The organism is Luteibacter sp. SVR4-7G (assembly GCF_056755555.1).
The window spans coordinates 16,497-43,485 of the sequence record NZ_JBPGXO010000020.1; the positions used below are offsets into that span (position 1 = coordinate 16,497).

Sequence of the window (26,989 nt, forward strand, 5' to 3'; positions counted from 1 at the left end):
GCCGTGAAAGCCTTCACACGAAGCTAAATCGAGCCGAGCCACCACATTGTGTTGACTACATCGTCACGACGCAGGTCACAGGTTACGGCTTTCCCCCACGTTGCATACCACGCCGACGCCTCCCATGGCCGACCACACCTTGCTGATCCTCGACGACGACCGTTCTTTCGCGGAGAGGGCGGGCGAATTCGCCCGCGAGGTGGGCTTCGAGGCGCATCCGGTGGTGACGCTCGGCGAAGCGGTGGAAGCCGCGGCCACCCGCCGCTTCGACTGCGCCCTGGTGGACATCGGCCTGCCCGACGGTTGCGGCCTCGAACTGTTGTCCGACCCGCGCCTGGCCGACACCCGGAAGATCGTCATGAGTGGCGACGCGGCCCTGGCGAGGTGGGCTGGCCGGAGCATCCCCGGCGCCCTGGGGGTATTGACCAAGCCGTTCCGCTTTTCCGCTTTCAGGGAACTCCTGGCGAGATCACCCGCGTCGCGGGAGGGCGCCTGGACCGCCTCGCATGTCCGTCTCCTGGGCACCTCCCTCGCGATGCGCGCGGTCCTCGACGAACTCAAGGCGGTGGCCGCCAGCCGCTTTCCGCTCCTGATCCACGGCGAGAGCGGGACAGGGAAAGAGCTGGCGGCTCGCCTGGTCCACGCGCACAGCGGCAGGCATGGGCGCTTCGTCGCCATCAACTGCGCAGCCCTGTCGCCTGATCTCCTCGCGAGCCAGCTGTTCGGCCATCAGCGCGGAAGTTTTACCGGCGCCGTCGAGAATCACGCAGGCCTGCTCACGCAAGCCGATGGCGGCACCTTGTTCCTTGACGAGCTGACCGAGGCGGCGCCCGGCGTACAGGCCGCCCTGCTCCGCTTCCTCGAGTCCGGCGAGGTCACGCCCCTGGGGAGTCGCGGCACGCGCAAGGTCGACGTGCGCATCGTGGCAGCGACGAACCTCAACCCCCGTCAGGCCATCGAGGACGGACGCCTGCGCGCCGATCTGTACTTCCGCGTGGCCGGCTACGAAGTAAGGATGCCGGGGCTGCGCGAGCGTCCCGGCGACGTGGAACTCATCGCCCAGGCGATCCTCGACGATCTCAACATGGAATACGGCACGGACCAGCGCTTCGCCCCGGAAGCCTTCGATGCGCTGCGGGGATATGCCTGGGCGGGGAACGTGCGCGAGCTCAGGCAGGTGGTACAGCGCGCATACCTGCAAGGTGGCCCGCAGCTGATCCTCAAGCGCCCGGACGCGGCGACGGATCACCACGACCAGCCGACGACGCTGGCCGACATCGAGCGGCTGGCGATCCTCGAAGCGCTGTCCGCGTGTGGCGGAGACCGCGCCGCCGCTGCCCGCCGGCTGGGGGTGAGCACCAGGACGATCTACAACAAGCTCGCGAACTACCGATTGCCAGGGCGTCCGGGCGCCACGGGAAGGTGAAGGCGGCGGATTCCGCCACGCACCCACTTGGGCGGCATATGGAGGACAATCGGCGTTCGCTGTCGCGGAGGGCCTCCTGATGTCGAACCCGTTGCCGCCGCCCGATCCCGAAACAGATCCCGAGGTCCGCCTGAGTCACCCGGCGCCGGTGGACGAAGATGCCTTGCGCGACATCATGGCCATCCTCCGCGTCAAGACGGGCCACGACTTCAGGGCTTACAAGCGCGCCACGGTCCTGCGCCGCATCGAACGCCGCATGCAGGTCAATGGCCTGCGCACGCTGGAGGAATACCGGCATTTCCTGCATGACCATCCCCACGAGCGGCCGGCGCTGCTGAAAGACATGCTCATCGGCGTGACCAACTTCTTCCGCGACAGGGAAGCCTTCGAATCGCTGGAGCGGCATGTACTGCCGCAGCTCTTCGAAAAAACCGCCGGGGACACCCGTATCCGCGCGTGGAGCGCAGGTTGCGCCACCGGTGAGGAAGCCTACTCGCTTGCCATGCTGCTGACGGAAGCCGCGCCCGCGAACGCCTCGGTCCAGGTGTTCGCTACCGATATCGACGACGGCGCGATCTCGTTTGCCCGGCAAGGAACGTATCCCGTGGCCGTGGCCGCCGACATCGAACCGGAGCGGCTCGCAAGGTTCCTGGTCCGCGACGGCAACTCCTACCAGGTGCCGAAGCAACTCAGGGAGAAAGTGCTGTTCGCGCGGCACAACGTGCTGCAGGATCCGCCATTCTCGCGACTGGACCTCATCTCCTGCCGCAATCTCCTCATCTACCTGAACCGTGACATCCAGGTCCATGTGCTGGAGATGTTCCATTTCGCGCTGCGGCCCGGTGGCTTCCTTTTCCTGGGCAGTTCCGAGTCGGCGGATGTCGCGGGCAGGTTCTTCGTCCCGGTGGACAAGAAGAACCGCATCTATCGCGCCGCGCCGGCGCGAACCACCAGCCTGTTCCTGAAGAGCCCATCCCGCGAGCCGCGGGCGGAACCGTCGGCGAAGGTCGCGCTCGTGACCTCGCCGGCGCAAGAGCGGCGAGCCCATTCGCTGGCCGAGGTCCATCGCCGTGCCATGGAAGAGCACTCGCCGCCGAGCATCCTCGTCGATCGCGATGGCGTCATCGCCCACATGTCGGAAAACGCCGGGCCCTTCCTGCGCCTCGCCGGCGGCTTGCCCTCGTACAACCTGCTGTCGCTGATCGTGCCCGAGCTTCGCCTGGAACTGCGCACCTCGTTGTTCCAGGCATCGCAGAAGCGCAAGCCCGCGTTTTCGCGCCCGGTGAAACTCGAACGGGGCGGAAAGACGATGTCGGCCCGCCTGGAGGTGTGGCCCGTCCACGACCAGGAAACCGACGCCGGCTATCAACTGGTGGTGTTCCGCGAAGGCGCGGCGCAAGACGGGTCCTCCGCGGACGCCGGGCAGGACGAGCAGGCTCCGCTGCTGCTGCAGTTTGAGGAAGAACTGAAGCACACCAAGGAACAGCTGCAGATCACCATGGAGGAGTCGGAAAGTGCCAGCGAGGAGCTGAAGGCCTCGAACGAAGAGCTCCAGTCGATCAACGAGGAGCTGATCACCGTCAACCACGAGCTGAAGCTCAAGGTGGAGGAAACCGCCAAGGTCAGCGATGACCTGCAGAACCTCGCCGCATCGACCGACATCGCCACGGTGTTCGTCGACCGTGGCATGCGCATCAAGCGCTTCACCCCGCGTGCGGCCGACGTGTTCCGCCTGATCGAAGCCGACATAGGCCGCTCGCTGCTCGACCTCAACCACAGCCTCGACTACCCCGAACTTGCCGCCGACGCCGAGCGTGCGTTCCAGACGCTGAGCACGATCGAACGCGAAGTGGGCAGCCAGGACGGCCGTTGGTACATCGCCCGGATCCTTCCCTATCGCACCGTCAAGGACAGCATCGAAGGGATCGTGCTTACCTTCATCGACATCACGCGGCGCCGCAACGCGGAAGAGTCGGCGCGCAGCAGCGACGAGCGCATGCGCCTCCTGTCCGAAAGCGCACTGGATTACGCCTTCATCACCACGGATACGGAAGGCTGCATCACCTCGTGGAGCAAGGGCGCCGAGCGCATCTTCGGCTATACGGCCAGCGACGCGATCGGTCGGGACGGCGACATCATCTTCACGCCCGAGGATCGCGCACGTGGAGCGTTCCGCCTGGAAATGGACCAGGCGCGCCGGGACGGCCGCGCCCACGACGACCGCTGGCACGTCCGCGCCGACGGCCGCCGGATCTTCTGCAGCGGCATCACGACGCCCATGCAGCGTGGCGGCTTCCATGGCTTCGCCAAGGTCGCCAGGGACGTCACGCTGGACAAGGAGCGCGAACGCGAGCGGGAAGAACTTCTCCGGGCCGAGAAAGCCTCCAGGAAACAGGCGCAGAGTGCCGTCGAGACGAAGGACGAGTTCCTCGCGGTGATGTCGCACGAACTGAAGCACCCGCTCAACCTGATCCTCATGAACGCCGAGCTGGTGGCGCGGTCCGCGGCGGGCAGCGAGGACCCCATCCTGAAGCGCGCATCCGACGCCATCCGCAAGACCGTCGAAGGCCAGGCGCAGATCATCGACGACCTGCTCGACCTGTCGCGTCTCAACACCGGCAAGCTCACGCTCAACCTGTCGGCGGTCAACGTGTCGGAATGCATTCGCCGCGTGGCCGCCGGCATGGCCCCGGATCTTTCCCGGCGGAACATCGTGCTCGAGCAACAGCTCGGCAGCGAGGACGTCGAACTGCTGGCGGACAGTGTGCGCATCGAGCAGGTCGTGTGGAACCTGCTCGGGAACGCCGCGAAGTTCTCGCGCGACGGCGGGCGCATCGTCGTCGAGCTCGTGCGGGACGACGGCGAGGCGTGGCTGCGCGTCCAGGACGATGGCATCGGCATGACGCCCGAACTGGTGGAGCGTGCTTTCGACATGTTCGAACAGGGCGCCACCGGCCGCAACCGTACGGGTGGCGGCCTCGGCATCGGCCTGGCCCTGGTGCGGCAGCTCGTGCAGTTGCACGGCGGTACCGTGACGGCCAGTTCGGACGGTCCGGGAAAGGGTTCCTGCTTCACCGTGCGCCTGCCCCTGGTCGAACCCGGGGAGGATGCGGCTTCCGGGCACGCTGCCGCGATGGCCCGCCGGCTCGAAGGGCGCCGCATCGTCCTCGTGGACGATTCCGAAGAACTGCTCGGCCCCTTCGCCGAATTGCTGACGATGGAGGGAGCCCAGGTGGCAGCGGTGCGCTCGGCACAGGAAGCACTGGGCCTGCTGCGCACCGGCGACTACGACACCTTGCTCTCCGACATCGGCATGCCCGGCATGGACGGTCTCGAGCTCATCCGCCAGCTGCGCGCCTCTCCCGTGGCGACAAAAGTGGTCGCCGTCGCCCTGACCGGTTTCGGACGGTCGAAGGACGAGCGGAATGCGCTGGAGGCAGGATTCGACGCGCACCTGAGCAAGCCGGTGTCCATGACCGCCCTGCTTGCCGCGCTGGGACGGCTCGGACGGACCAGGTCCGGCAGTGCGCGCAGGAAGCGCGCGACCAGGGATTCATGAGGCTGCGCTAGGTATTCGGGTCAGCCAGGGGCAGCGTCACCACGATGGTGACGCTGCCCCCGGGGGCGCCTGTGGTTTCGAGCGTGCCTCCGTGGCGAACGGCGATGAGGCTGGCCACGCGAAGGTCCAGGCCCTGCGGCGAATCGAAAGACGGGTCGGGGACGCCGCGGTGAGGCACTCCTTCCACGATGAGCGACAGACGGCAGGCGCCCCCGTCTTCGCTGCCCGTGATCGTGGCTTCGCGGCCGCCGGAACCCGTGGCCACCGACGCCAGGCGCCGGAGCAACGCCGTCAGCGCAAGGGCGGGTACCGCCACGCGGGGGGACACGCCGCGATAACCAACGTCCAGGGCATCCGCGCCGAGTTCCGCCAGTGCCGCGGCAAGGCAGTCCTGCGGCTCGGACGCCCCCGCTCCGTCCTCGGCGATGTCGGCCATGGCGGAAAAGACCTCACGAAAGCGCCTGCCGAAGGCATCGAAATCCTTCAGGAGCGCCGACACCGCCTCGCGCGCCTGTGGCAGCTTGTACTGGCCCAGGTAGTGCTCGATCAACTCAGCCTGCAACAGCAGGCTTCCCAGCGGCGTACTCAGCGCGTGCGCAGCTTCCCTGCGAAATGCAGCCTCGGACGCGCTGGCGCCGTTCGCTTCCTCATCCATCGCCGCGCCGGGTGCCGCGTCCACCGGGCTCGAGTTCGACCTTGATCCAGCCGGGACGTCGTTGGTCGAAGGCTTTGTAGGCATCGAGCACATGGGACAAGGGTTCCTGCTGGGTCAGTATCCGGGCCGGCGATACCTCACCGGAGCGGACGCGTTCCACGAGCATGGGGATGTACTTGCGATGATTGCAGTTTCCCATCCGTATCGTAAGGTTCTTGTTCATCGCGGCGCCGATCGGGAACATGTTGTCCGTCGGAGGATAGACGCCGATGATCGATATCGTGCCCGCCTTGGCAACCATGTCCACGGCCCATGCCAGTGCCTGCATCGGGGCATCGCCGGCCTTCCACTCCTTCTCGTCCGCCCGGGCTTCCGGCGACGCGTCCTTGGCCCCGCCGGGTGCGGGATGTTCCGCTGCGGGCCCGTGATGGGCATGCTCGGCATCCACGCCCACGGCGTCGATCACGGCGTCCACGCCGATGCCGCCGGTGAGCCGCTTGACGGTTTCCACCGGGTCTTCGCGATCGAAATCCACGGTTTCCGCGCCCTGTTCACGCGCCATGGCCAGCCGGTCCTCGTGCCGGTCCACGGCGATCACGCGACCGGCGCCGAGCAGGCGCGCGGAGGCGATGGCGAACTGTCCGACGGGTCCGCAACCCAGGACAGCCACCGTGTGACCCGACTTGATATCGGCCATGTCTGCGCCGAAGTACCCGGTAGGGAAGATGTCGGACAACAGGATGGCTTCATCGTCGCTCACCGTCTCCGGCAGCTTCACCAGGTTCACGTGAGCAAAGGGAACGCGTACCTTCTCCGCCTGCATGCCGTTCAGTCCGCCCGCCTCCTTTGGCCCACCGTAGAAGGCGGTGCCGGGACCGTTCGGATTGGCGTTGTCGCATTGCGCGTAGTAGCCCGCGCGGCAATAGGAACAGTAACCGCACGCTACCGTGGACGGAATGACCACGCGATCGCCGACCTGCAGGTTGCGCACGCCTTCGCCGAGCGACTCGACCACGCCGACGCCCTCGTGGCCCAGGATGGTTCCCGGCTCCACGCCGGCCATCGTGCCGCGAATGAAGTGCAGGTCGGTTCCGCAGATCGCGGACGCGGTGAGACGGACGATCGCGTCGAACTCGGACGCGAGTTCGGGTTCGGGTACGTCGTCAAGACGGATATCGCCAAGGCCATGGAATACGACGGCTTTCACATCCGGGCTCCGTTGGTGAGAGGCCTCCTGAGCTTAGGGGGCGGGATGTGAAGAACCGACGCGGATGGCGTGCGCGGCATCGCGACATTCGGTAACGGCGACGGTCACGCACCGCCGATGTGCACCATGAGTCCGCCGTCCACGAAGTAGCTGCTGCCGGTGACGTAGCTCGCTTCGTCGGAGGCAAGGAAGAGCACGACGTTCGCCACCTCGCGCGGCTCTCCCGGACGGTGCATGGGAATCTGCGAACGCGCCTGCGCGTTCTTCTCCGGATCCTCGAGGCGATCCGCGGTCATCGCCGTGGCGATCATGCCCGGGGCCACGTTATTGATCCGCACGCCCTTGCCCGCCAGTTCGAGTGCCAGGGTGCGGGTGACCGAACGCAGGCCGGCCTTGGCTGCGTCGTAAGCGGCGCTACCGGCGGAGACGATCTCCTCATGCACGGAAGTCACGTTCACGATCGCCCCGCCGCCATTGCTGCACATGTCCCGCGCCGCCGCCTGGCAGAGCAGCCAGGGGGCCACCAGGTCCACCTGGATCACCTTCTGGAACGCCTCCGGGTCGATCTCGAGCGACGAGGAGGCGGACGATCCCATGCCCGCACAGTTGACCCAGATGTCCGGCTTTCCGAAGGGCTGGCAGGCCGACGCGTAGAACGCCGTGACCGCGTCCACCTCCGCGAGATCGGCCTCGATGGCTTCGCCCCTGCGTCCAGCCTGGCGAACGGCCTTTAAGGTTTCTTCAGCGCCTTGCCGGTCGCTGCGGTAATGCACGACCACGTCGGCACCTTCGCGGGCGAACACCTCGGCTATCGCACGTCCGATCCCGCTGTCCGCTCCCGTGACCACCGCTTTCTTGCCTTCGAGTCTCATATCGGCTTGCCTGCTGATCGAGGAAAACCCGATGGTCGTGCCGTGCATGTATGCAAGGCGAGTTCCGGCGGTGAAGGCGATGCCACCGCCCGCCATCCGTGGCGGGATGAGGAGGTGTCAGGCGAGACGGGATGGATCCGTCTCCAGGCCCACGCTTGCGTGGACTTCCGCGAGCACCCGCTCACGCTCTGCCTGGCGTTGCCGCGTGGGTGCGCTTCCGTCGTCTTCCACCGAACGCAGGAGACCCAGCAATTCGCGCGCGTCCGACCTGCTGTACGGGGTGACGGTCTCGTCCACGAGCTTCGCCATGACGTACTTCGAACGGTCGGTGGTCTGGCTGGCCGAGCGCGTGATCGACGCCCGCGCGAGCCGGCCCTTGTCATACGCGATGTCGGCCTGGCTATCGGCCACGTCGTCGACGCGCGTGTAGTAATAGCTCTGCGATTTCGGATCGAGGGTCAGCATCAACGCGCCACCGGGCGTAAGCGGCGAGTGGAAACTGGCACTCAGCTGCGCATGCAGGTGCTGGGACAGGCCGCGGTCCAGCGGACCGGTGCCTTTCACCTGCGTCTCCTGCGACACCATATAGGAGAAGCCGTCCTTCTCGCCGGGCCTGAGCGGATTCGGCGAACGCCCGGCCTGGGTCAGCGACGCGTGGAAATCCGGCATGCCGGTCAGGACGGCGTGCTCGGCCGGCGACAAGGCACTGCGCATTGGCACGGTGCCCGGGGCGGTGTCGTGGATGGACGCCATCTGGCCGAAGGCATCCTTGAACACGGCCATGAGCGCGGGGTCGGCATGCCCGCGCGAAGCCGCCTGGCCGAATTGGCGCATGTAGTTGTCTAGCGCCGCGGCACGTTGCGCGGCACTGCCGAGGATGGCAGGGGTACCCGTGTCGACGCCGATGTCGATCGTGCCGCCGGCCCCGGTCATCCGGAGGCTGCGGGACGCGCTATCCGCATGGAAGGCGAAGGTCGTCGGGGCCTCGGTACCGCGAGAGACCTGCGTGCTGAAGCCCACGGACGCGAAGACCTTCGGGTCGAATCCGACGAGGCCACCCAGGTCCAGCTTCGGTGGGACCGACGCCATCCCGTCGAGCGTGTCCTGGAACGCGCCGGCGAGTTTCGTCACTGCCGCCCGTTCGGCGTCGTCGAGCGATTCGCCGCCGCGGATCGCGACGGTCCGTTCGTTCCCATCGCCGCCGATATCGAACGCCACCGACTTCCCGCTCGCCGTCCGAATCGTCAGCGTCGCCGTGGTCTGTGTATCGCCACGTGGCGACGCAGGAAGACGAGGCGGCGCATAGGTGGCCGGTGGTGACGCCACCTCCAGCCCGCTTAGCGTGACCACCACGGACGGCCCGGGGCTCGCCGGGCTCACCGCGCTCTCGGTGGAGGCCGCTGCCGCGGCGGCCGCCACGCGTGAGGGCGGGACGGCGCTGCCCGCCAGTGTCGATACGTTCCCTATCATTGCGGCGCTTCCGGTTCCCACGCAGTCTCTACGCGGGTAACGGCAGACGGGAAATTTTCTTGACGGTTACCTGCCGGCGGGGCACTCGTCCCTGCTGTTGTCCGCGATGCCCGCGATCACCCAGCGGCCGTCCATCCGCAGCAGGTGCACGAGATCGGTTCCGCAGTGCTTCACCTGGCCGTTGACCAGGAACTCGTACGGTGTCCAGACCATGGCGAGGTCGCCGTCGATGCGCACCAGTGGATCGTGGATGCGCTCTTCGATCCTGTCCTTGCCGGGTTTGATGTGGCTGATGAATTCGCCCAGGGTCATGCGCACCACCTTGCCCTTGCGCAGCAGGGCTACGCTGCCCTCCGGTTGCACCGTGGCGCGCATGGCGTCCTGGTCGTACTTGGCCATGCCATCGAACATCGCCTGGACCGGCGCCAGTACCGCGGATTCGTCCTTCGTGGCGGCAAACGAGGGCGCGGCGGCAAGGCCGCCGAGGGTGGCCATGGCCACGATGGCGAAAAGTCGAGCGTTCATGCGGTCTCCCCCGGCACGTGATGACGTTCCCTCATCCTAGCGGCGGGCGCGCGGGCAGCACCATGGGACTTTAGGCATGCCTCCGCCAGGGCAAGCAGAATCGACAAGCCGGAACCGCCGGCGGCTGCTATACCTACGGCCTTCCTCTGCCTGTTTCCGGAGTTTCCGCAATGACCGCCACCTCGCTCGATGCCGATTTCCTGGCCCGACAGAAACAACGCCTGCTCGATCTCCGCCGCCAGCTGATCGAGACAGGCGATGCCGCGGGAGCGGACGAGCAACTGCTGCAAGCCTCGGCCGGCGGCGAGCCGCAGGATGAGGGCGACGACGGCGACCGCTTCGCCCAGCAGGCCAACGACGAGGCGGTACTGAGCCATAACGAAGCGCGCCTCAGCGCGATCGACCGCGCGCTGGAAAAGATCGAGGAAGGCACCTATGGCCTATCCGACGGCAACGGCGAGGCGATTCCGCGCGAACGGCTCGAAGCCGTGCCGGAGAGTTGCTACACCGTCGAAGAGGCTGCCGACCAGGAGCGTTTTGGACGCCTGCGTTGAGCGTCCAAACGAAGGCATGCGGTTCCTATCCCCTTCCCCGACCAGTTCCAAGAATGGCAAGGGCAACCCTTCCAAGGAGATGAGCCGTGACCGATTCCCCTGAACCGGCGCCCGACCAGGCACGCCGCAGCTTCATCCTCAACGCCGGCGTACTCGCCGCGGGCACGCTCGCGGGGCTGGGAACGCTCGCCGCTTCCGCACCGGCCAGTGCCGCACCCGTTCCTAAAACCACCCAGAAGAAGGACAACACCATGCCATTCATCACCACTAAAGACGGCACCCAGATCTTCTACAAGGATTGGGGCAAGGGCCAGCCGGTGGTTTTCCACCACGGTTGGCCGTTGAGCTCGGACGACTGGGACGCGCAGATGATGTTCTTCCTGGCCCAGGGCTTCCGCGTCATCGCTCACGACCGCCGCGGACATGGCCGTTCCACGCAGACCGACACCGGCAACGACATGGACACCTACGCCGCCGACGTCGCCGCGTTGGCGGAGCACCTCGACCTGAAGAACGCCGTCCACATCGGGCATTCCACCGGCGGCGGCGAAGTCGCCCGTTATGTCGCCAGGCATGGCAAGGGCCGCGTGGCCAAGGCCGTGCTGGTCAGCGCGGTACCGCCGATCATGGTGAAAACCGCTGCCAATCCGGGCGGCCTCGACATCTCGGTGTTCGACGGCTTCCGCAAGCAGCTGGCCGCCAACCGCGCGCAGTTTTATCGCGAAGTGCCGATTCCCTTCTATGGCTACAACCGTCCGGGTAACACCGCGAACGAAGGCACGGTCGGCAACTGGTGGCGCCAGGGCATGATCGGCGGCATCAAGGCCCAGTACGACTGCATCAAGGCGTTCTCGGAAACCGACTTCACCGACGACCTGAAGCAGATCGACGTGCCGACGCTGGTCATGCATGGCGACGACGACCAGATCGTTCCGTTCGCGGATTCGGCGCCGCTGTCGGCGAAGCTGCTGAAGAACAGCCAGCTGAAGGTCTACAAGGGCTACCCGCACGGCATGCTCACCGTGCACGCGGACGAACTCAACAAGGACCTGCTGGCCTTCATCAAGGGCTGACCCATGTGAAAGCCATGTGTAGGAGCGCGCCTTGCGCGCGACATCTTTTCGCGAGGAGCAGCAGGCCCTGCTGCTCACGACCCCAAAAGATGTCGCGCGCATAGCGCGCTCCTACACCATTCCCCCGCATTCTGCTGCGACGCAGGATGACAGTCATGTGTCGCTCCCTCATTCTCCGGCCGCAAGGCGCTGAGGGGCGCCGCAAGAACTTGCGGGGAGATGGAACGAATGATTCGTCGTCGTTTGTCGGTGGGCCTGCGGCCGCTCGCCATCGCGTATGCACTTTCTTTCGCTTCCGGCGTGGCTGCCCAGGAACAACCGCCACAGGATAAGGCGGGCACGCCACCCGCGAAACCGGCGGAAACCACGCCCAGGCCGAAGCGCAATCCGAATCCGGATGCCGTGAGCAACCTCGATGCCGTGGTCGTCACCGGCATCCAGGGCAGCATCCAGAACGCGATCAAGGCGAAGCAGAACTCCGACAACATCATCGAGGCGATCTCGGCCGAAGACATCGGCAAGCTGCCGGACAGCAGCATCGCCGAAAGCCTGGCGCGTCTTTCCGGCCTCGCCACGCAGCGCGTGGACGGCCGCGCAAACCAGATTTCCATCCGCGGCCTGTCGCCCGACTTCGCCGGCACCACGTTGAACGGACGCGAGCAGGCGACCATCGGCGAGAACCGCGGCGTCGACTTCGACCAGTATCCGTCCGAGCTCATCAGCGGCGCCGCGGTGTACAAGACGCCGGATGCCAGCCTCATCGGACAGGGACTTTCCGGCACCGTGGACCTGCACACCATCCGGCCACTGGACCTGCCCAAGCGCGCGATCGCCGCCAACCTCCGCGGCGAGACGAACTCCAACGGCAGCCTCAACCACGGAAGCGGCGTGGGCGATGCGGGTCATCGTGCCAGCTTCTCGTATATCGACCAGTACTTCGACCATACGCTCGGTCTTGCCGTGGGCTTTGCCCAGCTGGATTCGCCGGTGCAGGAGCAGCAGTACCAGGCCTGGTGGTGGAACCTCAACAACGGTTCGGAAGGCGCCGAGAACCACTGGGGCGCGCCGCACACGCCCGGCCTGCCGGACAACGTGCTGTCGCAACAGGGCATGCAGCTGCGCGCCAAGTCCGAGAACCAGTTGCGCAACGGCCTCATGACCGTGCTCGAATGGGCGCCCGACGATCACTACCATTCCACGCTGGATCTGTACTACTCCACCTTCGACCAGAAGACGTACCTCAACGGCGCGCAGTGGTCGAGCAGTTCGTACGACAACGTGTCGTATTCGAACGTGGGCGTGGTGCCGGCCCTGCCCTATCCCATCGTCACCACTGGCCATATCGACGGCCTGAAATCCATCCTGCAGAACGAATACACCAAGGAAAAGGACCGGCTGTTCTCGGCGGGCTGGAACAACCAGTACGACTTCGGTAACGGTTGGGTGATTACCGGCGATGCGTCGTACTCCAGTGCGAAGAAGCGGCTGCACGATGCCTACCTGTTCGCGGGGCTTCCGGGCCAGGCCACGAGCTCCACGGACTTCGCCACGCCCGAGCAGGAAGGCTTCCCCGATTTCCGTCCGGGCGTGAACTTCGCCGATCCCTCGGTCATCTTCTTCACCGATCCGAACGACTACGGCTACAACGGGCGCGAGGAATTCGACAAGCAGAAGGACACGATCAAGGCCTTCCGCCTCGAGGTGAGCCATCCGGTGGGCTGGATCTTCTCCGACGCCACGCTCGGCGTGAACTACTCGGACCGGCGCAAGACCAAGGAAGCCGACGTGTATTTCGCCTGGCTCAATGGGAACGGCTCGACCGCGGACACTTACGATCCCGGTTTCGCCGCACCGATCGATCCCTTCCTGCGCGGCACGACGGACCTGAGTTACGGCGGTATCCCCGGCATCGTCAACTACGACGTGCTGCGCGCCCTGGGCAGCCAGTTCTACCTGACCCAGCGCAATGGCCAGGCCGACTGGAGCCGCAACTACACCGTACGCGAGAAGGTGCCGGTCGCATACGTGAAGTTCAATATCGATACGACGCTCGGCGACGTACCACTGCGCGGTAACGTGGGCGTGCAGGCGGTGCGTACCGACCAGTCGTCGCAGGCGTTCCAGACGAACGGCGATACGCTCGTCGGGAGCATCTCGGACGGCACGAGGTACACCAAGGTGCTGCCCAGCCTGAACCTCGTCGCAGAGATCGCGGACAAGCAGTACCTGCGCTTCGGCCTCGCGAAGAGCATGGCCCGCGGCCGCATCGACGACGAGAAGGTCGCCACCTCGGCCAGCGTGTCGCAGGTCCAGGACGGCCCCGCGGCCGGCCAGGTCCTGTGGTCGGGCAGCGGCGGCAATCCCAAGCTCAAGCCGTACATCGCGGTGGGCGCCGATCTGTCGTGGGAGAAATATTTCGGTACGGCGAGCTACGTGGCCGCGGCCGTGTTCAACAAGAACCTGCTGAACTACATCTACAACGAGACCACGCTCGATTACGACTTCTCGAAGTACACCAACGACAATCCGACACTGGTGCCCACCAGCAATTTCGGATCGTTCACGCGCCCGGAGAACGGCACGGGGGGCAAGATGCAAGGTCTCGAACTGTCCGGCGCACTGGAACTGGGCCTGCTCACGCGGGCCCTGGACGGCTTCGGCATGCAGGCGAACTTCTCGCTCACCAACAGTTCGCTGCCGGTAAGCGCGGTGTCCACCATCCCCGGCAGTCCGTCCACCCTGCCCGGCCTGTCGCGCAAGGTGGCCAACCTGGCGCTGTACTACGAAAAGTACGGCTGGTCGGTGCGTATCGCGGAGCGCTATCGCTCGTCGTTCACCGGGGAAGCGGTCGCCCTGTTCGACCAGCTCGGCTACACGAAGGTGCTTGCCGACAAGCAGACCGACTTCCAGCTGGGCTATGCATTCGAGCACGGCCCCTGGAATGGCTTGTCGATCCTCCTGCAGGTCAACAACCTGACCAATTCGCCGATGAAGACCGAGCAGATCGCGGCCTTGCCGAACGACGTGAAGGTGGGAAGGCCGCTGGAATACGACAAGTTCGGCCGCACGGTGATGTTCGGCGTCAACTACAAGCTCTGAAGACGCGCTACGTGAATACACTCAGCCTTCCGGATCGGGTACCTCACCAAGCGGAACCGAACACGCCCAGCACGGCACCTCCACCTGGCAGCACACTTCCTCGTCGATGTGGACGAGGATGCCGGTGCCCTGGCAGATCGGGCAGACAGGGGGGTCGTTCGCGCTGGGCATGAGGGGCGTCTCCGCTCGGGGCGCCCCTGTTATACCTCAGGCCCGGTCGACGCGCGCGGCGAAGCAGCCGTAGCCGGCGTAGTGCGCATGAAGGTAGCTCACCTTGTCCATGGCGAAGAGCTGCTCGATGGCATCGGCCAGCTGCTCGCCGTGCACCACCCTCGCGTCGGCGATGTAGTGGTTGCCGTCGAAGCCGCGCAGGGAGATGGTGCGCACCCGCAGCGGTTCCGGGATCTCGTCGCACGCGTCGTAAGCCACGGTGGCGCCTTCCCTGACGAAGATCGCATGGGAGGAACGGAACGGCGTGTCCGCCGGCTGATGTTCGAAATTCAGCAGAAGCAGGGATTCACCCTTGCGCGCGTTGCGCAGCTCGATGCGCTCCGGGTAGCCCGTATCGTCCGACGCCTGCATGCGAACCACGCCGCGCGCCTTCAGCGACGCTTCGTCGAGTCCGTACAGGGGAATGAACGGTTTGGGATCGAGACCGGTGATGCGGAAAGACATGGCGACGCTCCTTCGTTGGGGGGAGAATGTCGCCATCGTCCCCATCCGCGGGAGCGCCAGCCATCCGGATCTTGCGCCCGGCCGGAAGGGACGCGCGTCGGTGTCGCCCTCAGTCAGCGACGCGCCGGAACGTCTGCCCAGAGCTTCTCCGCCAGCTCGCCCGACGCGGCCCCGATGAGCTTCGGCACCAGCACGTCGAAACGCGGCGCGGCGGGATTGAACGGTGCCGTCTGGCGCAGCCGGTACGTCTTCGACACGACGGGGCCGCGCGCGACGATCCGGCAGGTCACCGCGAGATCCAGGTTCGCCGCCGGCGGCGCGGTCTCGTCGTCGACCTTCGCCGAGACCAGCACCTCGAGGTCGCGGCAGTTGACGATCAGGTCGGTGAAGTAGCGCGGCTGCAACGCGGTGCGCACCTGCGCCTGGACCACCGAGGCGATATCCGGCGACACCTGCACCTTGGCCTTCTCGTCCAGCCCCTTGACGGTCAGGATGGAGCCCGTCTTGCCCTCCACCGTAAGCCACGGCGAGGCCGGGCTGGCGTCCACGACGCGGCTCATGTCGCTTTCAATGACCGCCTTGCCGCCGCAGCCGGAAAGCGCCAGGACGGCGGCCACGGTCAGTACCTGCTTGATCACTTCGATTCCCCGGATTCCCCAAACACAACTTCCCAATGTACCGGGAGCGGCGGGGCGGCGGCAATCGTCACGAATGTGAAAAGCGTGCCCCAATCGACATTCCGGGCGGTATCATGGCGTTTTACCCTGGCAGGTATCACTGATCGATGTTTTCGGCGCGACCGCCATCGCCCGCCGGCACGGACGCACTCGCACGGCTCAGCTGGCACGATTTCGAGCACCTGCTCGCCGAGCACTACCGTGACCAGGGCTGGCGGGTGGAGTACCGTTCGCCGGCGGCCTCGCTGAAGCAGCTCGAAGGCGCTTTCGACCTGCGCCTGTATCGGGGCAACGAGACCGTGATCGTCCAGTGCAAACACTGGGACGCGGCCGAAGTGCAACTGCACGAAGTGAACGAGTTGCTCGGCACGATGCTCAACGAAGCGGCCACCCGCGGCGTACTCGTCACGCGCGGCCGTTACAGTGCCGAAGCCCGTGCGATGCCACGCCGGCAACCGCGCCTGCAGCTGATCGACGGCGACGTGCTTCGGGTGATGCTGAAGCTGCCCGACCACCTGGATACCTCGATCCCTGGTGTGGCGCTGCCCGACGTCGCGGGACGCCGATCTGGCAAGCGCCGGCGGAAGTCCGATGGCGATATGAGCTCGCGCCTGATGCCGCTGCTCCTCGTCGTTGTGATCGCGCTCCTGCTCGGCCTCTTCGTCTGGCACGCCATGTCGCGGCATACTTCCCCGGACGTCGCGCCCGCGCCGGACGATGCAGCCGTTGCGATTCCGCCGGTCGGCGCACCACCAGCCGTCGCGGCACCGCCGGTCGCGACGCAACCAGCCGACGCGCCGCTTCCGCCATCAGTCGCCCGACCGGAGGCCACGCCGCCGCTCCCGAAGGAACTCGAAGAGCGCGCCCGCTTGCGCGAAGCGACGGATGCAAAGCCATCGCGCGATTCGCATCGCCAGTCCGAGGACGCCATGAAGGTCATGGAACGAAACACCCGCGAAGTCGGTTCGGCGGATTAGCCACCCGCTGCCGCGGGAAGCGCGGTGTTGTGGGAAGCGCGCTGGCGCGCGAAAGGGAACTTGCGGCAAGCGTCCACCCCAGCGCACTCCGCACAAACAAAGCGCTTTTCTTTCACGCCGGCCGGGCATGCCAGGTCCTAACCTGAAGGGCGAATCCTTCGCCTGGACCGCCCGCATGACCGAGACGCTCGCGCCCGATCTCCTGCGCCGCATGCACGCCTACTGGCGCGCCGCGAATTACCTCACCGTCGGCCAGATCTACCTGCGCGACAATCCCTTGCTCAAGGAGCAGCTGCGCAGGGAGCACATCAAGCACCGCCTGTTGGGCCACTGGGGTACGACGACCGGCCTGAACTTCATCTACACCCACCTCAACCGCGCGATCGTCGAGCGCGACCTCGACATGATCTACGTGATGGGTCCGGGCCACGGCGGGCCCGGCGTCGTGGCGCACACGTACCTGGAAGGCTCGTACACCGAGATCTATCCGCACATCGACCGCAGTGCCGCAGGCATGCGCGAACTGTTCCGCCAGTTTTCGTGGCCGTACGGCATCCCCAGCCACGTGGCGCCGGAAACGCCCGGCTCCATCCATGAAGGCGGCGAGCTCGGCTATTCGCTGTCGCACGCCTTTGGGGCGGCCTTCGACAATCCCGACCTCATCGTGGCCTGCGTCGTCGGCGATGGCGAAGCCGAAACCGGCGCACTCGCCACCAGCTGGCACTCGAACAAGTTCCTCAACCCCGAACGCGACGGCGCGGTACTGCCGATTCTGCACCTCAACGGTTTCAAGATCGCCAATCCGACGGTCCTCGCCCGCATCGAGCCGGACGAACTGCGCGAGCTCATGCGCGGTTACGGCTACGAGCCGCATTTCGTGGAAGGCCACGAGTTCGAGCTGATGCACCAGGCCTTCGCCGCCGCGCTCGACCGCTGCCTGGACGACATCGCCCGTATCCAGCAGACCGCGCGCACGGGCAGCGCCGAAAACGCAAAGCGGCCGCGCTGGCCGATGATCGTGCTGCGCAGCCCCAAGGGGTGGACCGGCCCGAAGGAAGTGGACGGCAAACCGGTGGAAGGCACCTGGCGCGCGCACCAGGTGCCCATCGCGAAATTCGAGAATGACGAACACGTGGCCATCCTCGAGCGCTGGATGAAGAGCTACGAGCCGGAGGAGCTCTTCGACGAGGAAGGCAAGTTCCGCGAGGAATTCGCCTCGCTCGCACCGAAGGGGCGCCGCCGCATGGGCATGAACCCGCACGCGAACGGCGGCCAGCTGCTCACGCCACTGCACATGCCGCATTACCGCGACTTCGCCGAGGCGGTGAAGACGCCGGGCGACCACAAGGCCGAGGCCACCCGCGTGCTGGGACGCTTCCTGCGCGAGGTGATGCGGCGGAACATGGAGAACTTCCGTCTGTTCGGCCCCGACGAGACGGCCTCGAACCGGCTGGAAGCGGTGTACGAGGCCAGCGGGAAGACCTGGCTCGCCGCGACCGAAGCGGTGGACGAGGACCTTTCCCCCGCCGGGCGGGTCATGGAAGTGCTGAGCGAGCACCAGTGCCAGGGCTGGCTGGAGGGGTACCTCCTTACCGGCCGCCACGGCTTTTTCTCCTGCTACGAGGCCTTCATCCACATCATCGATTCGATGTTCAATCAGCACGCCAAGTGGCTGAAAACGACGAGAAAGATGTCGTGGCGCCCGCCCCTAGCCTCGCTCAATTACCTGCTGAGTTCCCACGTGTGGCACCAGGACCACAACGGCTTCTCGCACCAGGATCCGGGCTTCATCGACCACGTGGCCAACAAGAAATCCGAGATCGTGCGCATCTACCTGCCGCCGGACGCCAACTGCCTGCTCTCCGTGACCGACCACTGCCTGCGCAGCCGCCACTACGTGAACGTGATCGTCGCCGGCAAGCAACCGGACTGGCAGTGGCTGGACATGGAGAGCGCCGTGCGCCATTGCGCGGCCGGTGCCGGCATCTGGGAATGGGCGGGACGCGGCGGCGACGACCCCGACGTGGTAATGGCCTGCGCCGGCGATGCGCCGACGGTGGAAACGCTGGCGGCGGTGATGCTGCTACGCGAGTACGTGCCGGACATCCGCATCCGCGTCGTCAACGTGGTGGACCTCATGGCGCTGGAGCCGCCGGAGGAACATCCGCACGGCATGGACGACGAACGTTTCGACGACCTGTTCACCCGGGACCGGCCGGTGATCTTCGCCTTCCACGGCTATCCCGGCATTGTCCACAAGCTCACCTATCGCCGCCGCAACCACGACAACATCCACGTGCGCGGCTACAAGGAGGAAGGCACGACCACCACGGCGCTGGACATGATGGTGCTCAACAACATGGACCGCTTCCAGCTGGCGCTGGACGCGATCAACCGCATCCCGCGTTTCGCGGGCGAACGCGAAAAGGCGGCCCAGCGCTATTGGGCCGACATCGAGCGGCACAAGCTGTACGTGAGCGAGCATGGCCAGGATCTGCCCGACGTGCTCAACTGGCAGTGGAAGGCCGAGGAAGGCGCATGAGCGCATCCGGGCACGTCCTGGCGCTCAATGCGGGATCCTCGTCGCTGAAATACGGCCTGTACCGCATGCAAGGCGATGCTTGCGAGGAACTGCTGGCCGCGCAGGCGGAAGGCGCCGGCGGCGCTGCCGATCCGGTCGCCAGCGTGCTGGACGCGCTGCGCAGGCGATCGCTGCCGATGCCCGACGCCGTCGGCCACCGCATCGTGCACGGCGGACCGAACGTGCGCGAGCACGCGCGCATCGACGATGCGCTGATGGCGCACCTGGAGGAAGCCAGGGCGTTCGCGCCGTTACATGTGCCGAACGCCCTCGCGATGGTGAAGCGCGCGCAGGAGGCTTTTCCCGGTGTACCGCAGGTGGCCTGCTTCGACACCGCATTCCACGCCACCATGCCCACGGTGGCGAAGACGCTGCCCCTGCCTGCGGACCTGCGCGAGGGTGGCATCGAGCGCTACGGTTTCCATGGGCTGTCGTATGAGTCCATCGTGCGCCAGCTGGGCGATGGCATACCGGAGCGTGTCGTCATCGCGCACCTCGGTAACGGCGCCAGCCTGTGCGCGGTGCGCCGTGGCGCATCGGTGGACACGACCATGGGCCTGACGCCCACCGGCGGCATCGTGATGGGAACGCGGCCGGGCGACCTGGACCCCGGCGTGCTGTTGTACCTGATGCGCGAGCGCGGCTACGACGCGAAGCGGCTGGAGTCGCTGGTGGATCGCGAGTCCGGCCTGAAGGGACTGTCCGGCGGCACCAGCGACGTGCGCAAACTGCACGAGATGGGGAACGAGGCCTCGCGCCTGGCGCTGGATGTGTTCGCTCACGTGGCGCGGAAGCACGTGGCGGCCATGGCAGCGTCGCTGGGTGGCATCGACCTGCTGGTGTTCACCGGCGGCATCGGCGAGAACGATGCGGCGACGCGCGGGGCGATCGCCGATGGACTGCGCTGGCTCGGATCGTTCGAGGTCCGCGTCATCCCCACCGAAGAAGATGCGCAGATCGCGAGGCACACCTGGCGCCTCGCAAGCTCCCCGTAGGAGCGCGCCTGCGCGCGACAGTTTTTCGCGAAAAGCTCAGGCCCTGCTGCTCGTTCGCGAAAAGCCGTCGCGCGCAAGGCGCGCTCCTACCGAGGGCGCTGCGCTATGTATAGACGGGTCGACAGGAAATCAGACGACCACCACCGGGATCTTCCCGATCTTCGACTGCCACTCCTTCGGCCCCGTCTCGTGCACCGAGGTACCGGCGCTGTCCACCGCCACCGTCACCGGCATGTCCTTCACCTCGAACTCGTAGATGGCTTCCATGCCCAGGTCCTCGAACGCGAGCACTCGCGAGGCCTTGATCGCCTTCGACACGAGGTAGGCCGAACCGCCCACGGCCATCAGGTACACGGCCTTGTTGTCACGGATGGCCTCGATGGCCGCGGGACCGCGTTCGGACTTGCCCACCATGCCGAGCAGTCCGGTGGACTCGAGCATCTGCCGGGTGAACTTGTCCATGCGCGTCGCAGTGGTCGGGCCGGCGGGACCGACCACCTCGTCGCGCACCGGATCGACCGGACCCACGTAATAGATGAAGCGGTTGGTGAAATCGACCGGCAACGTCTCGCCGCGGTTGAGCATGTCGATCATGCGCTTGTGCGCGGCGTCGCGGCCCGTGAGCAGCTTGCCGTTGAGCAGGATGGTCTCGCCCGGCTTCCAGCCCTGCACTTCCTCGCGGGTGATGGTGTCGAGGTTCACCCGGCGGCCCTTCGAGGCGTCGTAGGTGAGCTTCGGCCAGTCTTCCAGCGACGGCGGGTCGAGCGCGACCGGGCCCGAGCCGTCGAGCACGAAGTGCGCATGGCGCGTGGCGGCACAGTTCGGGATCATCGCCACGGGAAGATTGGCCGCGTGCGTCGGGTAATCCTTGATCTTGATGTCGAGCACCGTGGTGAGGCCGCCGAGACCCTGCGCGCCGATGCCCAGCGCGTTGACCTTCCCGTACAGCTCCAGACGCAGCTCTTCGGCACGGTTCGACGGGCCACGCGCGATGAGGTCGACGATGTCGATCGGCTCCATCAGCGCTTCCTTCGCCAGCAGCATGGCCTTCTCGGCAGTACCTCCGATGCCGATGCCGAGCATGCCCGGCGGACACCAGCCGGCGCCCATGGTCGGCACGGTCTTCAGCACCCAGTCCACGATCGAATCGGACGGATTGAGCATGGCGAACTTGGACTTCGCCTCCGACCCGCCGCCCTTGGCGGCGACGATCACGTCCACCTTGTCGCCCGGCACGATCGACACGTTGACCACCGCGGGCGTGTTGTCGCGCGTGTTCATGCGCTTGCCCGCCGGATCGGCGAGTACCGAAGCGCGCAGCTTGTTGTCCGGATGGTTATAGGCGCGACGAACGCCCTCGTTCACCATGTCCTCGACGCCCATCGTGGCATCATCCCAGCGCACGTTCATGCCGACCTTGAGGAACACGGTGACAATGCCGGTGTCCTGGCAGATCGGGCGGTGCCCCTCGGCACACATGCGCGAGTTGATGAGGATCTGCGCGATGGCGTCCTTCGCCGCCGGGGACTCTTCGCGCTCGTACGCGGCGGAGAGGTTCCGGATGTAGTCCACCGGGTGGTAGTACGAGATGTACTGGAGGGCGTCGGCGACGCTGGTGATGAGGTCGTCCTGCTTGATCGAGGTCATGGCGCTTACGGCTGGCTCGCGAGGCTGGCAAACGCCAATTTTAGCGCACCGGGCCGGTGTAAGGTGCCGGGGCCACCACCGGTCTTCTCCCGGTATCCCGAGAACACGGAGTTTTCCATGCGCCACCGCTTCCGCGACGTCCTCCTTGCCTGCGGCCTCGCCATCGCGGCGCTGGGACTGGCCCTTCCGGCCGCCGCCGCCCAGACCGCCCCGGAGTTCGCCGGCATCGCCGCGTGGCAGAACTCCAAGCCGCTCACCATGCGCCAGCTGCGCGGCAAGGTGGTGCTGATCGACTTCTGGGCCTATTCCTGCATCAACTGCCTGCGCACCCTGCCCCACGTCACCCGCTGGTACGACCAGTACAAAGACAAGGGGCTGGTGGTGGTCGGCGTGCACTCGCCGGAATTCCCCTTCGAAAAGCAGGAAGGCAACGTGCGCGACGCCATCGCGCGCTACGGCATCCACTATCCGGTGGCCCAGGACAACGACCTGGCCACCTGGGATGCGTGGGACAACCAGTACTGGCCGGCGGAATACCTGGTGGACCAGCGCGGCAACGTCATCGCCCACCACTTCGGCGAGGGCAACTACATGGAGATGGAGAACGCGATCCGCACCCTGCTAGGCCTGCCGCGGCTCACCGATGCCAGCGCGGAGGCGGACAAGGACGCCCCGGACTTCACCCAGCTGGGCTCCCCGGAGATGTACTTCGGCAGCGACCGCAGCCAGAACAACGCCAGCCCGGAAGGCGACGGCGACGGCACGCGCGACTTCACCGCCCCCTCGCGCCTCGATCTCAACCGTTTCGCCCTCGTGGGCCGCTGGGAAATCGGCCGCCAGAACGCCAGCCTGGTCGGTCCGAACGGCGAAATCCGCCTGCACTTCAAGGCAAAGAAGGTGCACATGGTCGCCAGCGCGAACGACCCGGTGACGGTCGAGGTGCTCCTCGATGGAAAGCCGCTGGCCCCGGTAGCCGTGCAGAAATCGATGCTCTACACGCTGTACAGCGGCCAGGACTACAAGGACCACGTCCTGACGATCCGCGTGCCGAAGGCCAACTTCCACGCGTTTACCTTCACTTTCGGCTAGGGCCGTCGCCGGACATCTCTCCCGCGGCCGGGCCCTGCTCTCGCGCGGCTGGCCCTGCGTTCCCGCGGCGTGGCCCTGTAGGAGCGCGCCTGCGCGCGACATCTTTTGAGGCCGAGAGCAGCAGGGCCTGTCGCTTCTCGCGAAAAGCTGTCGCGCGCAAGCGCGCTCCTACACCCCCGGGGCTTGTAAGAGTGTTTCTTAAGATATATCGTACGACCACTACGTACGATATATCGGAGAGCACCCATGCACTTCTTCCACCATGCCCGCCATCGCTTCCACGAACACATGCAGGCCATGGGCCGCGGCGGCCGCTTCGGCGGCGGCCCGTTCGGCTTCGACGACCGTGAAGGCATGCGCGGGGGCCGGGGCGGCGGCCGCTTCGGTGGTCGCATGTTCGGCACCGGCGACCTGCGGCTGCTCCTGCTGGCCCTGATCGAGGAGCAGCCGCGCCACGGTTACGAGCTGATCCGGACCATCGAGGAGATGTTCGACGGCCAGTACAGCCCGAGCCCTGGCGCCATCTACCCCACCCTGACCATGCTCGAGGAACTGGGCTACGCCCGGGTCGAGGCCGAAACCGGCGGCAAGAAGCTGTATGCCATCACCGACGCCGGCCGCGCCTTCCTTGCCGAAAACCGCGACAGCCTCGAAGCACTCACGGAGCGCCTCCAGGTGATGTCCCGGCACATGCGCCGGATGAGCGTGCCCAATCCCATCCGCGAGGCCATGCACGCGCTGAAGCACCAACTCATGAACCACCACAAGGGTTGGGACGACGCCGAAGTCCGTCGCGTCGCGAAGCTGATCGAAGCCACCGCCCGGGCCGTCGCGGAGCGCCAGGGATGAGCGAGCGCCATGCCATCGTGCGCGTGCGTCATGCGTTGAAGATGCGCCGGCTGGAGGTTTCCCGCGTGCGGCAGCTCACGCCGCACATGGTCCGCGTGACGCTCACCGGTGTGGAACTGGAGGGTTTCACATCCGCCTCGCCGGACGACCACGTGAAGCTGTTCTTTCCCGTCGCCGGCGGCGCGCTGAACCTGCCGACGCTGGGACCGGAAGGCCCCGTCTATCCGGAAGGCGTGGAGCCTTCGCCGTCGCGTGACTACACACCGCGCCGCCACGACGCCGCCCTCAACGAGCTGGACATCGACTTCGTCCTGCATGGGGAGGGGCCGGCTTCGACCTGGGCCGAGAACGTGAAGGTGGGCGACAGGCTCGGCGTCGGCGGGCCCCGCGGTTCGATGATCGTGCCGGACGATTACGATCACTACGTGCTCGTAGGCGACGCCACGGCGCTTCCCGCCATCGGGCGCTGGTTGGAAGAGATGCCGGCGGACCGCGAAGTCACGGTCCTGGTCGAGGTCGATTCCTATCCCGAGCGCCAGGCCTTGCCACGCGACGTACGCTGGTTCGCGGCGGGCGAGTCGCCCGGCCTCGACGAGACCTTGGCTTCGCTGCCGATTCCCGACGGCGACACATTCTGGTGGGTCGCGCTCGAATCGAAGCGCGCCCGCACGCTACGTTCGCTGCTGGTGGAACAACGCGGCGTGGACAAGGACCGGGTCAAAGCCACCGGCTACTGGCAGGCAGATTAGGAACCTTGGCTCGCGAAAGCTGAACTTCCCTTAATGCGAGCCGCTCGACGAACACATAACCTTGGCGGCCAGCAAGGTACCCCTAGACGAGTATTGGGAGGGAGGCGGCACGATGCGGCGCGGCAGGAAAATACTGGCTTGGGTTCTCGGCATCGTGGTCCTGCTGATCGTGGCGGTCATACTGTTCATCGCCTTCTTCGACTGGAACCGGCTGAAGCCCACCATCAACGAGAAAGTGTCGGCGGCCATCGGGAGGCCTTTCGCCATCAACGGCGACCTCTCCGCGCACTGGTCCCGCGAGCCGGGAGAAGGCGGAGCCGCAAGCCTCATGCCCTGGCCGCATTTCACGGCGCGCGATATCACCGTGGCCAATCCGGGCTGGGCGATGGACAAACAGTTCGCGACGCTGGATTCGATCCAGTTCCGGCTCTCGCCGTTTCCGCTGATCGTCCACCGCATCGTGGTGCCGGAGATCCGCCTGGGCCAGCCGCGCATCGCCCTGCAACGGCAGAAGAACGGCGATAACACCTGGACCTTCAAGCTACCGGAAAGCACCGGCCCGTCGGAATGGCAGCTCGAACTCGACGCCATCGCCTTCGATAAGGGCCATATCGATTTCTCCGATGCCACGAACCAGCTGGTCATGGGCATCGACGTGACGCCGCTGGGCAAGGGCATTCCCTTCGACCAGATCATGGCGGAACAGGAGAAGGACGCCCGCGCGCAGGCGAAGAAGATCACCGGCGCCAGCGCGAAGGCCATGGCAAAAAGCGGTGCGGACGAAAAGGATCGCCAGGACGAGACCAAGAAGAAGCAGGTCTATTACTTCGCCTGGGACGCCAAGGGCACATACAAGAAATCAAGCGTTTCGGCCAAGGCCCGTACGGGTGGCGTGCTGGCACTGCGCGACGCGGATCGCCCCTTCCCCGTGCAGGCAGACGCCCGCTTCGGCGACACGCATATCGCCTTCGTCGGCACGCTCACCGATCCGGTCAACATGGGCGCGCTGGACGTGCGCCTCTGGTTTTCCGGCACGAGCATGTCGCACCTATACGACCTCACCGGCATCACTCTTCCGGATACCCCGCCTTTCGCCACCGAGGGGCATCTCAAGGCCAACCTCAAGACAGGTGCCAGCGTCTACACCTACGAGAACTTCACCGGCCGCGTGGGCGGAAGCGATCTCGGGGGCAGCCTGGTTTACGATACGCGCGGCCAGCGTCCCAGCCTCTCCGGCACCTTGAAGTCGAACCAGCTGCTTTTCAGCGACCTCGCGCCCCTTGTGGGCGGCGGGTCGAACGAAGAGAAGGCCGAGCGCGGCGACGTCACGAAGCAGCCAGCGGACAAGGTGCTGCCAGTTGAGCCGTTCAAGACCGATCGATGGAAGGCCATGGATGCCGACGTGCGCTTTACCGGCGTGAAGATCGTTCACGGCGAGCGCCTGCCGATCGACAACCTGTCCACCCACCTCATCCTGAAGGACGGCGTGCTCACGCTCGACCCGTTGCGGTTCGGCGTGGCCGGCGGCACGGTGGGCAGCAATATCCACCTGGACGGTTCGAATACCCCGATGAAGGGCAGCTTCAACCTCGGTGCTCGCCACCTGAAACTGAAGGAGCTGTTCCCCACCTTCGCACCGATGCAGACGAGCTTCGGCGAACTCAACGGCGACGCCTCGCTGACTGCCACCGGCAATTCGCCGGCCGCGCTGCTGGGCAGTTCCAACGGCGAAGTGAAGCTGCTCATCAATGACGGCGCGATCAGCAGTTCGCTGCTCGAACTGGCCGGCCTCAACGTGGGCAGCTATGCGGTGAACAAGCTGTTCGGCGACGAGGTGGTGAAGATCAACTGCATGGCCGCCGACCTGGTGGTCACCCAGGGGGTCATGGATTCGAAGCTGTTCGCTTTCGACACGGAGAAAGCGCTGATCAACGTCAATGGCAACATCGACTTCCGCAGCGAGAAGCTCAACCTCGACATCGTCCCGCACACGAAGGGCTTCCGCCTGTTCTCCCTGCGTTCGCCGTTGTACGTGCACGGGACGATGAAGGACCCCTCGGTGGGCGTGCATGCCGGCCCGCTGATCCTGCGCGGCGGCGGTGCGCTGGCGCTGGCCGTGTTCGCCGCACCCATCGCGGCCCTGGCGCCATTGGCCGTGCCGGAAAGCGGCAAGGCCGACGCCACGCAATGTCAGCCGTTGCTAGAAGACCTGCGCAGGAATCCGCCCAAAGCCCCACCCGCAGGAAGCCGCGGATAATGTAGGAGCGCGCCTTGCGCGCGACGGCTTTTCGCCGCAGTCCCCGATTTCAC

The 26,989-nt window shown here is 66.1% G+C and carries 21 protein-coding genes; 12 read left to right on the plus strand and 9 right to left on the minus strand.

Features of this window, described 5'->3' with window-relative positions; all coding sequences use genetic code 11:
• Positions 1–124: 124 nt before the first annotated feature.
• On the plus strand, positions 125–1,426 hold the full coding sequence (locus ACR9ZH_RS09495; RefSeq protein WP_481290519.1) for a sigma-54-dependent transcriptional regulator: 1,302 nt from the start codon (positions 125–127) through the stop codon (positions 1,424–1,426).
• 79 nt (positions 1,427–1,505) lie between these two features.
• Positions 1,506–4,985 carry a CheR family methyltransferase gene (locus ACR9ZH_RS09500; protein WP_481290520.1) on the plus strand — a complete coding sequence of 1,160 codons (3,480 nt, stop codon included), beginning with the start codon at positions 1,506–1,508 and terminating at the stop codon, positions 4,983–4,985.
• Between the two features lie 7 nt (positions 4,986–4,992).
• On the opposite strand, the gene ACR9ZH_RS09505 is transcribed toward ACR9ZH_RS09500, so the two are convergent.
• The 5 genes from ACR9ZH_RS09505 to ACR9ZH_RS09525 form a co-directional block, all read right to left on the minus strand.
• The gene (locus tag ACR9ZH_RS09505) at positions 4,993–5,640 is read right to left on the minus strand and encodes a hypothetical protein (RefSeq protein ID WP_481290521.1); all 648 of its coding nucleotides are present in this window, start codon (positions 5,638–5,640) and stop codon (positions 4,993–4,995) included.
• Positions 5,633–6,847, minus strand: coding sequence for a zinc-dependent alcohol dehydrogenase (locus ACR9ZH_RS09510; RefSeq protein WP_481290522.1), 1,215 nt, complete (start codon positions 6,845–6,847; stop codon positions 5,633–5,635). Before ACR9ZH_RS09510 ends, ACR9ZH_RS09505 begins: the two co-directional genes overlap by 8 nt.
• Positions 6,848–6,951: 104 nt before the next feature.
• Complete coding sequence (locus ACR9ZH_RS09515) at positions 6,952–7,719, minus strand: SDR family NAD(P)-dependent oxidoreductase (protein ID WP_481290523.1); 768 nt, start codon at positions 7,717–7,719, stop codon at positions 6,952–6,954.
• A 117-nt stretch (positions 7,720–7,836) separates the two neighbouring features.
• Complete coding sequence (locus tag ACR9ZH_RS09520) at positions 7,837–9,189, minus strand: hypothetical protein (protein ID WP_481290524.1); 1,353 nt, start codon at positions 9,187–9,189, stop codon at positions 7,837–7,839.
• Between the two features lie 66 nt (positions 9,190–9,255).
• The gene (locus tag ACR9ZH_RS09525) at positions 9,256–9,714 is read right to left on the minus strand and encodes a nuclear transport factor 2 family protein (RefSeq protein WP_481290525.1); all 459 of its coding nucleotides are present in this window, start codon (positions 9,712–9,714) and stop codon (positions 9,256–9,258) included.
• 170 nt (positions 9,715–9,884) lie between these two features.
• On the opposite strand from ACR9ZH_RS09525, the gene ACR9ZH_RS09530 reads away from it, so the two are divergent.
• The 3 genes from ACR9ZH_RS09530 to ACR9ZH_RS09540 all read left to right on the plus strand — a co-directional run bounded on the left by ACR9ZH_RS09530 (position 9,885) and on the right by ACR9ZH_RS09540 (position 14,440).
• Complete coding sequence (locus tag ACR9ZH_RS09530) at positions 9,885–10,268, plus strand: TraR/DksA family transcriptional regulator (protein WP_481290526.1); 384 nt, start codon at positions 9,885–9,887, stop codon at positions 10,266–10,268.
• 251 nt (positions 10,269–10,519) lie between these two features.
• Entirely contained in the window at positions 10,520–11,341 is an 822-nt protein-coding gene (locus ACR9ZH_RS09535; RefSeq protein ID WP_481290572.1) for an alpha/beta fold hydrolase, read from the plus strand.
• A gap of 228 nt (positions 11,342–11,569) precedes the next feature.
• Positions 11,570–14,440, plus strand: a complete 2,871-nt coding sequence (locus ACR9ZH_RS09540; protein WP_481290527.1) for a TonB-dependent receptor — start codon at positions 11,570–11,572, stop codon at positions 14,438–14,440.
• Positions 14,441–14,461: 21 nt separating this feature from the next.
• Here ACR9ZH_RS09540 and ACR9ZH_RS09545 read toward each other — a convergent pair whose 3' ends face one another.
• The 3 genes from ACR9ZH_RS09545 to ACR9ZH_RS09555 form a co-directional block, all read right to left on the minus strand.
• Entirely contained in the window at positions 14,462–14,611 is a 150-nt protein-coding gene (locus tag ACR9ZH_RS09545) for a hypothetical protein (RefSeq protein ID WP_481290528.1), read from the minus strand.
• Between the two features lie 36 nt (positions 14,612–14,647).
• The gene (locus ACR9ZH_RS09550; protein ID WP_481290529.1) at positions 14,648–15,115 is read right to left on the minus strand and encodes a DUF1203 domain-containing protein; all 468 of its coding nucleotides are present in this window, start codon (positions 15,113–15,115) and stop codon (positions 14,648–14,650) included.
• A 113-nt stretch (positions 15,116–15,228) separates the two neighbouring features.
• Positions 15,229–15,753, minus strand: coding sequence for a hypothetical protein (locus ACR9ZH_RS09555; protein WP_481290530.1), 525 nt, complete (start codon positions 15,751–15,753; stop codon positions 15,229–15,231).
• Between the two features lie 146 nt (positions 15,754–15,899).
• On the opposite strand from ACR9ZH_RS09555, the gene ACR9ZH_RS09560 reads away from it, so the two are divergent.
• The 3 genes from ACR9ZH_RS09560 to ACR9ZH_RS09570 all read left to right on the plus strand — a co-directional run bounded on the left by ACR9ZH_RS09560 (position 15,900) and on the right by ACR9ZH_RS09570 (position 20,345).
• Entirely contained in the window at positions 15,900–16,769 is an 870-nt protein-coding gene (locus ACR9ZH_RS09560; protein WP_481290531.1) for a restriction endonuclease, read from the plus strand.
• 175 nt (positions 16,770–16,944) lie between these two features.
• On the plus strand, positions 16,945–19,311 hold the full coding sequence (locus ACR9ZH_RS09565; RefSeq protein ID WP_481290532.1) for a phosphoketolase family protein: 2,367 nt from the start codon (positions 16,945–16,947) through the stop codon (positions 19,309–19,311).
• Positions 19,308–20,345, plus strand: coding sequence for an acetate/propionate family kinase (locus ACR9ZH_RS09570; RefSeq protein WP_481290533.1), 1,038 nt, complete (start codon positions 19,308–19,310; stop codon positions 20,343–20,345). The genes ACR9ZH_RS09565 and ACR9ZH_RS09570 overlap by 4 nt, the downstream gene beginning before the upstream one ends.
• A 129-nt stretch (positions 20,346–20,474) precedes the next feature.
• Here the strand turns inward: ACR9ZH_RS09570 and ACR9ZH_RS09575 are convergent, their stop codons facing one another.
• The gene (locus tag ACR9ZH_RS09575) at positions 20,475–21,992 is read right to left on the minus strand and encodes a fumarate hydratase (RefSeq protein WP_481290534.1); all 1,518 of its coding nucleotides are present in this window, start codon (positions 21,990–21,992) and stop codon (positions 20,475–20,477) included.
• Between the two features lie 117 nt (positions 21,993–22,109).
• On the opposite strand from ACR9ZH_RS09575, the gene ACR9ZH_RS09580 reads away from it, so the two are divergent.
• The 4 genes from ACR9ZH_RS09580 (at position 22,110) to ACR9ZH_RS09595 (ending at position 26,936) form a co-directional block, all read left to right on the plus strand.
• Positions 22,110–23,081, plus strand: a complete 972-nt coding sequence (locus tag ACR9ZH_RS09580; protein WP_481290535.1) for a thioredoxin family protein — start codon at positions 22,110–22,112, stop codon at positions 23,079–23,081.
• A 246-nt stretch (positions 23,082–23,327) separates the two neighbouring features.
• Positions 23,328–23,930 carry a PadR family transcriptional regulator gene (locus ACR9ZH_RS09585; protein ID WP_481290536.1) on the plus strand — a complete coding sequence of 201 codons (603 nt, stop codon included), beginning with the start codon at positions 23,328–23,330 and terminating at the stop codon, positions 23,928–23,930.
• A complete protein-coding gene (locus ACR9ZH_RS09590) occupies positions 23,927–24,679 on the plus strand; it encodes a siderophore-interacting protein (protein WP_481290537.1) in 753 nt (250 codons plus the stop codon). The genes ACR9ZH_RS09585 and ACR9ZH_RS09590 overlap by 4 nt, the downstream gene beginning before the upstream one ends.
• A gap of 112 nt (positions 24,680–24,791) precedes the next feature.
• A complete protein-coding gene (locus tag ACR9ZH_RS09595) occupies positions 24,792–26,936 on the plus strand; it encodes an AsmA family protein (protein WP_481290538.1) in 2,145 nt (714 codons plus the stop codon).
• The last annotated feature ends 53 nt before the right edge of the window (positions 26,937–26,989 follow it).

Bases quoted from the DNA above. Each gene is read 5' to 3' on its own strand.
- ACR9ZH_RS09495 (WP_481290519.1), top strand. From the start codon at position 125: ATGGCCGACCACACCTTGCTGATCCTCGACGACGACCGTTCTTTCGCG.
- ACR9ZH_RS09500 (WP_481290520.1), top strand. From the start codon at position 1,506: ATGTCGAACCCGTTGCCGCCGCCCGATCCCGAAACAGATCCCGAGGTC.
- ACR9ZH_RS09505 (WP_481290521.1), bottom strand. From the start codon at position 5,640: ATGGATGAGGAAGCGAACGGCGCCAGCGCGTCCGAGGCTGCATTTCGC.
- ACR9ZH_RS09515 (WP_481290523.1), bottom strand. From the start codon at position 7,719: ATGAGACTCGAAGGCAAGAAAGCGGTGGTCACGGGAGCGGACAGCGGG.
- ACR9ZH_RS09520 (WP_481290524.1), bottom strand. From the start codon at position 9,189: ATGATAGGGAACGTATCGACACTGGCGGGCAGCGCCGTCCCGCCCTCA.
- ACR9ZH_RS09525 (WP_481290525.1), bottom strand. From the start codon at position 9,714: ATGAACGCTCGACTTTTCGCCATCGTGGCCATGGCCACCCTCGGCGGC.
- ACR9ZH_RS09530 (WP_481290526.1), top strand. From the start codon at position 9,885: ATGACCGCCACCTCGCTCGATGCCGATTTCCTGGCCCGACAGAAACAA.
- ACR9ZH_RS09535 (WP_481290572.1), top strand. From the start codon at position 10,520: ATGCCATTCATCACCACTAAAGACGGCACCCAGATCTTCTACAAGGAT.
- ACR9ZH_RS09540 (WP_481290527.1), top strand. From the start codon at position 11,570: ATGATTCGTCGTCGTTTGTCGGTGGGCCTGCGGCCGCTCGCCATCGCG.
- ACR9ZH_RS09545 (WP_481290528.1), bottom strand. From the start codon at position 14,611: ATGCCCAGCGCGAACGACCCCCCTGTCTGCCCGATCTGCCAGGGCACC.
- ACR9ZH_RS09550 (WP_481290529.1), bottom strand. From the start codon at position 15,115: ATGTCTTTCCGCATCACCGGTCTCGATCCCAAACCGTTCATTCCCCTG.
- ACR9ZH_RS09560 (WP_481290531.1), top strand. From the start codon at position 15,900: ATGTTTTCGGCGCGACCGCCATCGCCCGCCGGCACGGACGCACTCGCA.
- ACR9ZH_RS09565 (WP_481290532.1), top strand. From the start codon at position 16,945: ATGACCGAGACGCTCGCGCCCGATCTCCTGCGCCGCATGCACGCCTAC.
- ACR9ZH_RS09570 (WP_481290533.1), top strand. From the start codon at position 19,308: ATGAGCGCATCCGGGCACGTCCTGGCGCTCAATGCGGGATCCTCGTCG.
- ACR9ZH_RS09575 (WP_481290534.1), bottom strand. From the start codon at position 21,992: ATGACCTCGATCAAGCAGGACGACCTCATCACCAGCGTCGCCGACGCC.
- ACR9ZH_RS09580 (WP_481290535.1), top strand. From the start codon at position 22,110: ATGCGCCACCGCTTCCGCGACGTCCTCCTTGCCTGCGGCCTCGCCATC.
- ACR9ZH_RS09585 (WP_481290536.1), top strand. From the start codon at position 23,328: ATGCACTTCTTCCACCATGCCCGCCATCGCTTCCACGAACACATGCAG.
- ACR9ZH_RS09590 (WP_481290537.1), top strand. From the start codon at position 23,927: ATGAGCGAGCGCCATGCCATCGTGCGCGTGCGTCATGCGTTGAAGATG.
- ACR9ZH_RS09595 (WP_481290538.1), top strand. From the start codon at position 24,792: ATGCGGCGCGGCAGGAAAATACTGGCTTGGGTTCTCGGCATCGTGGTC.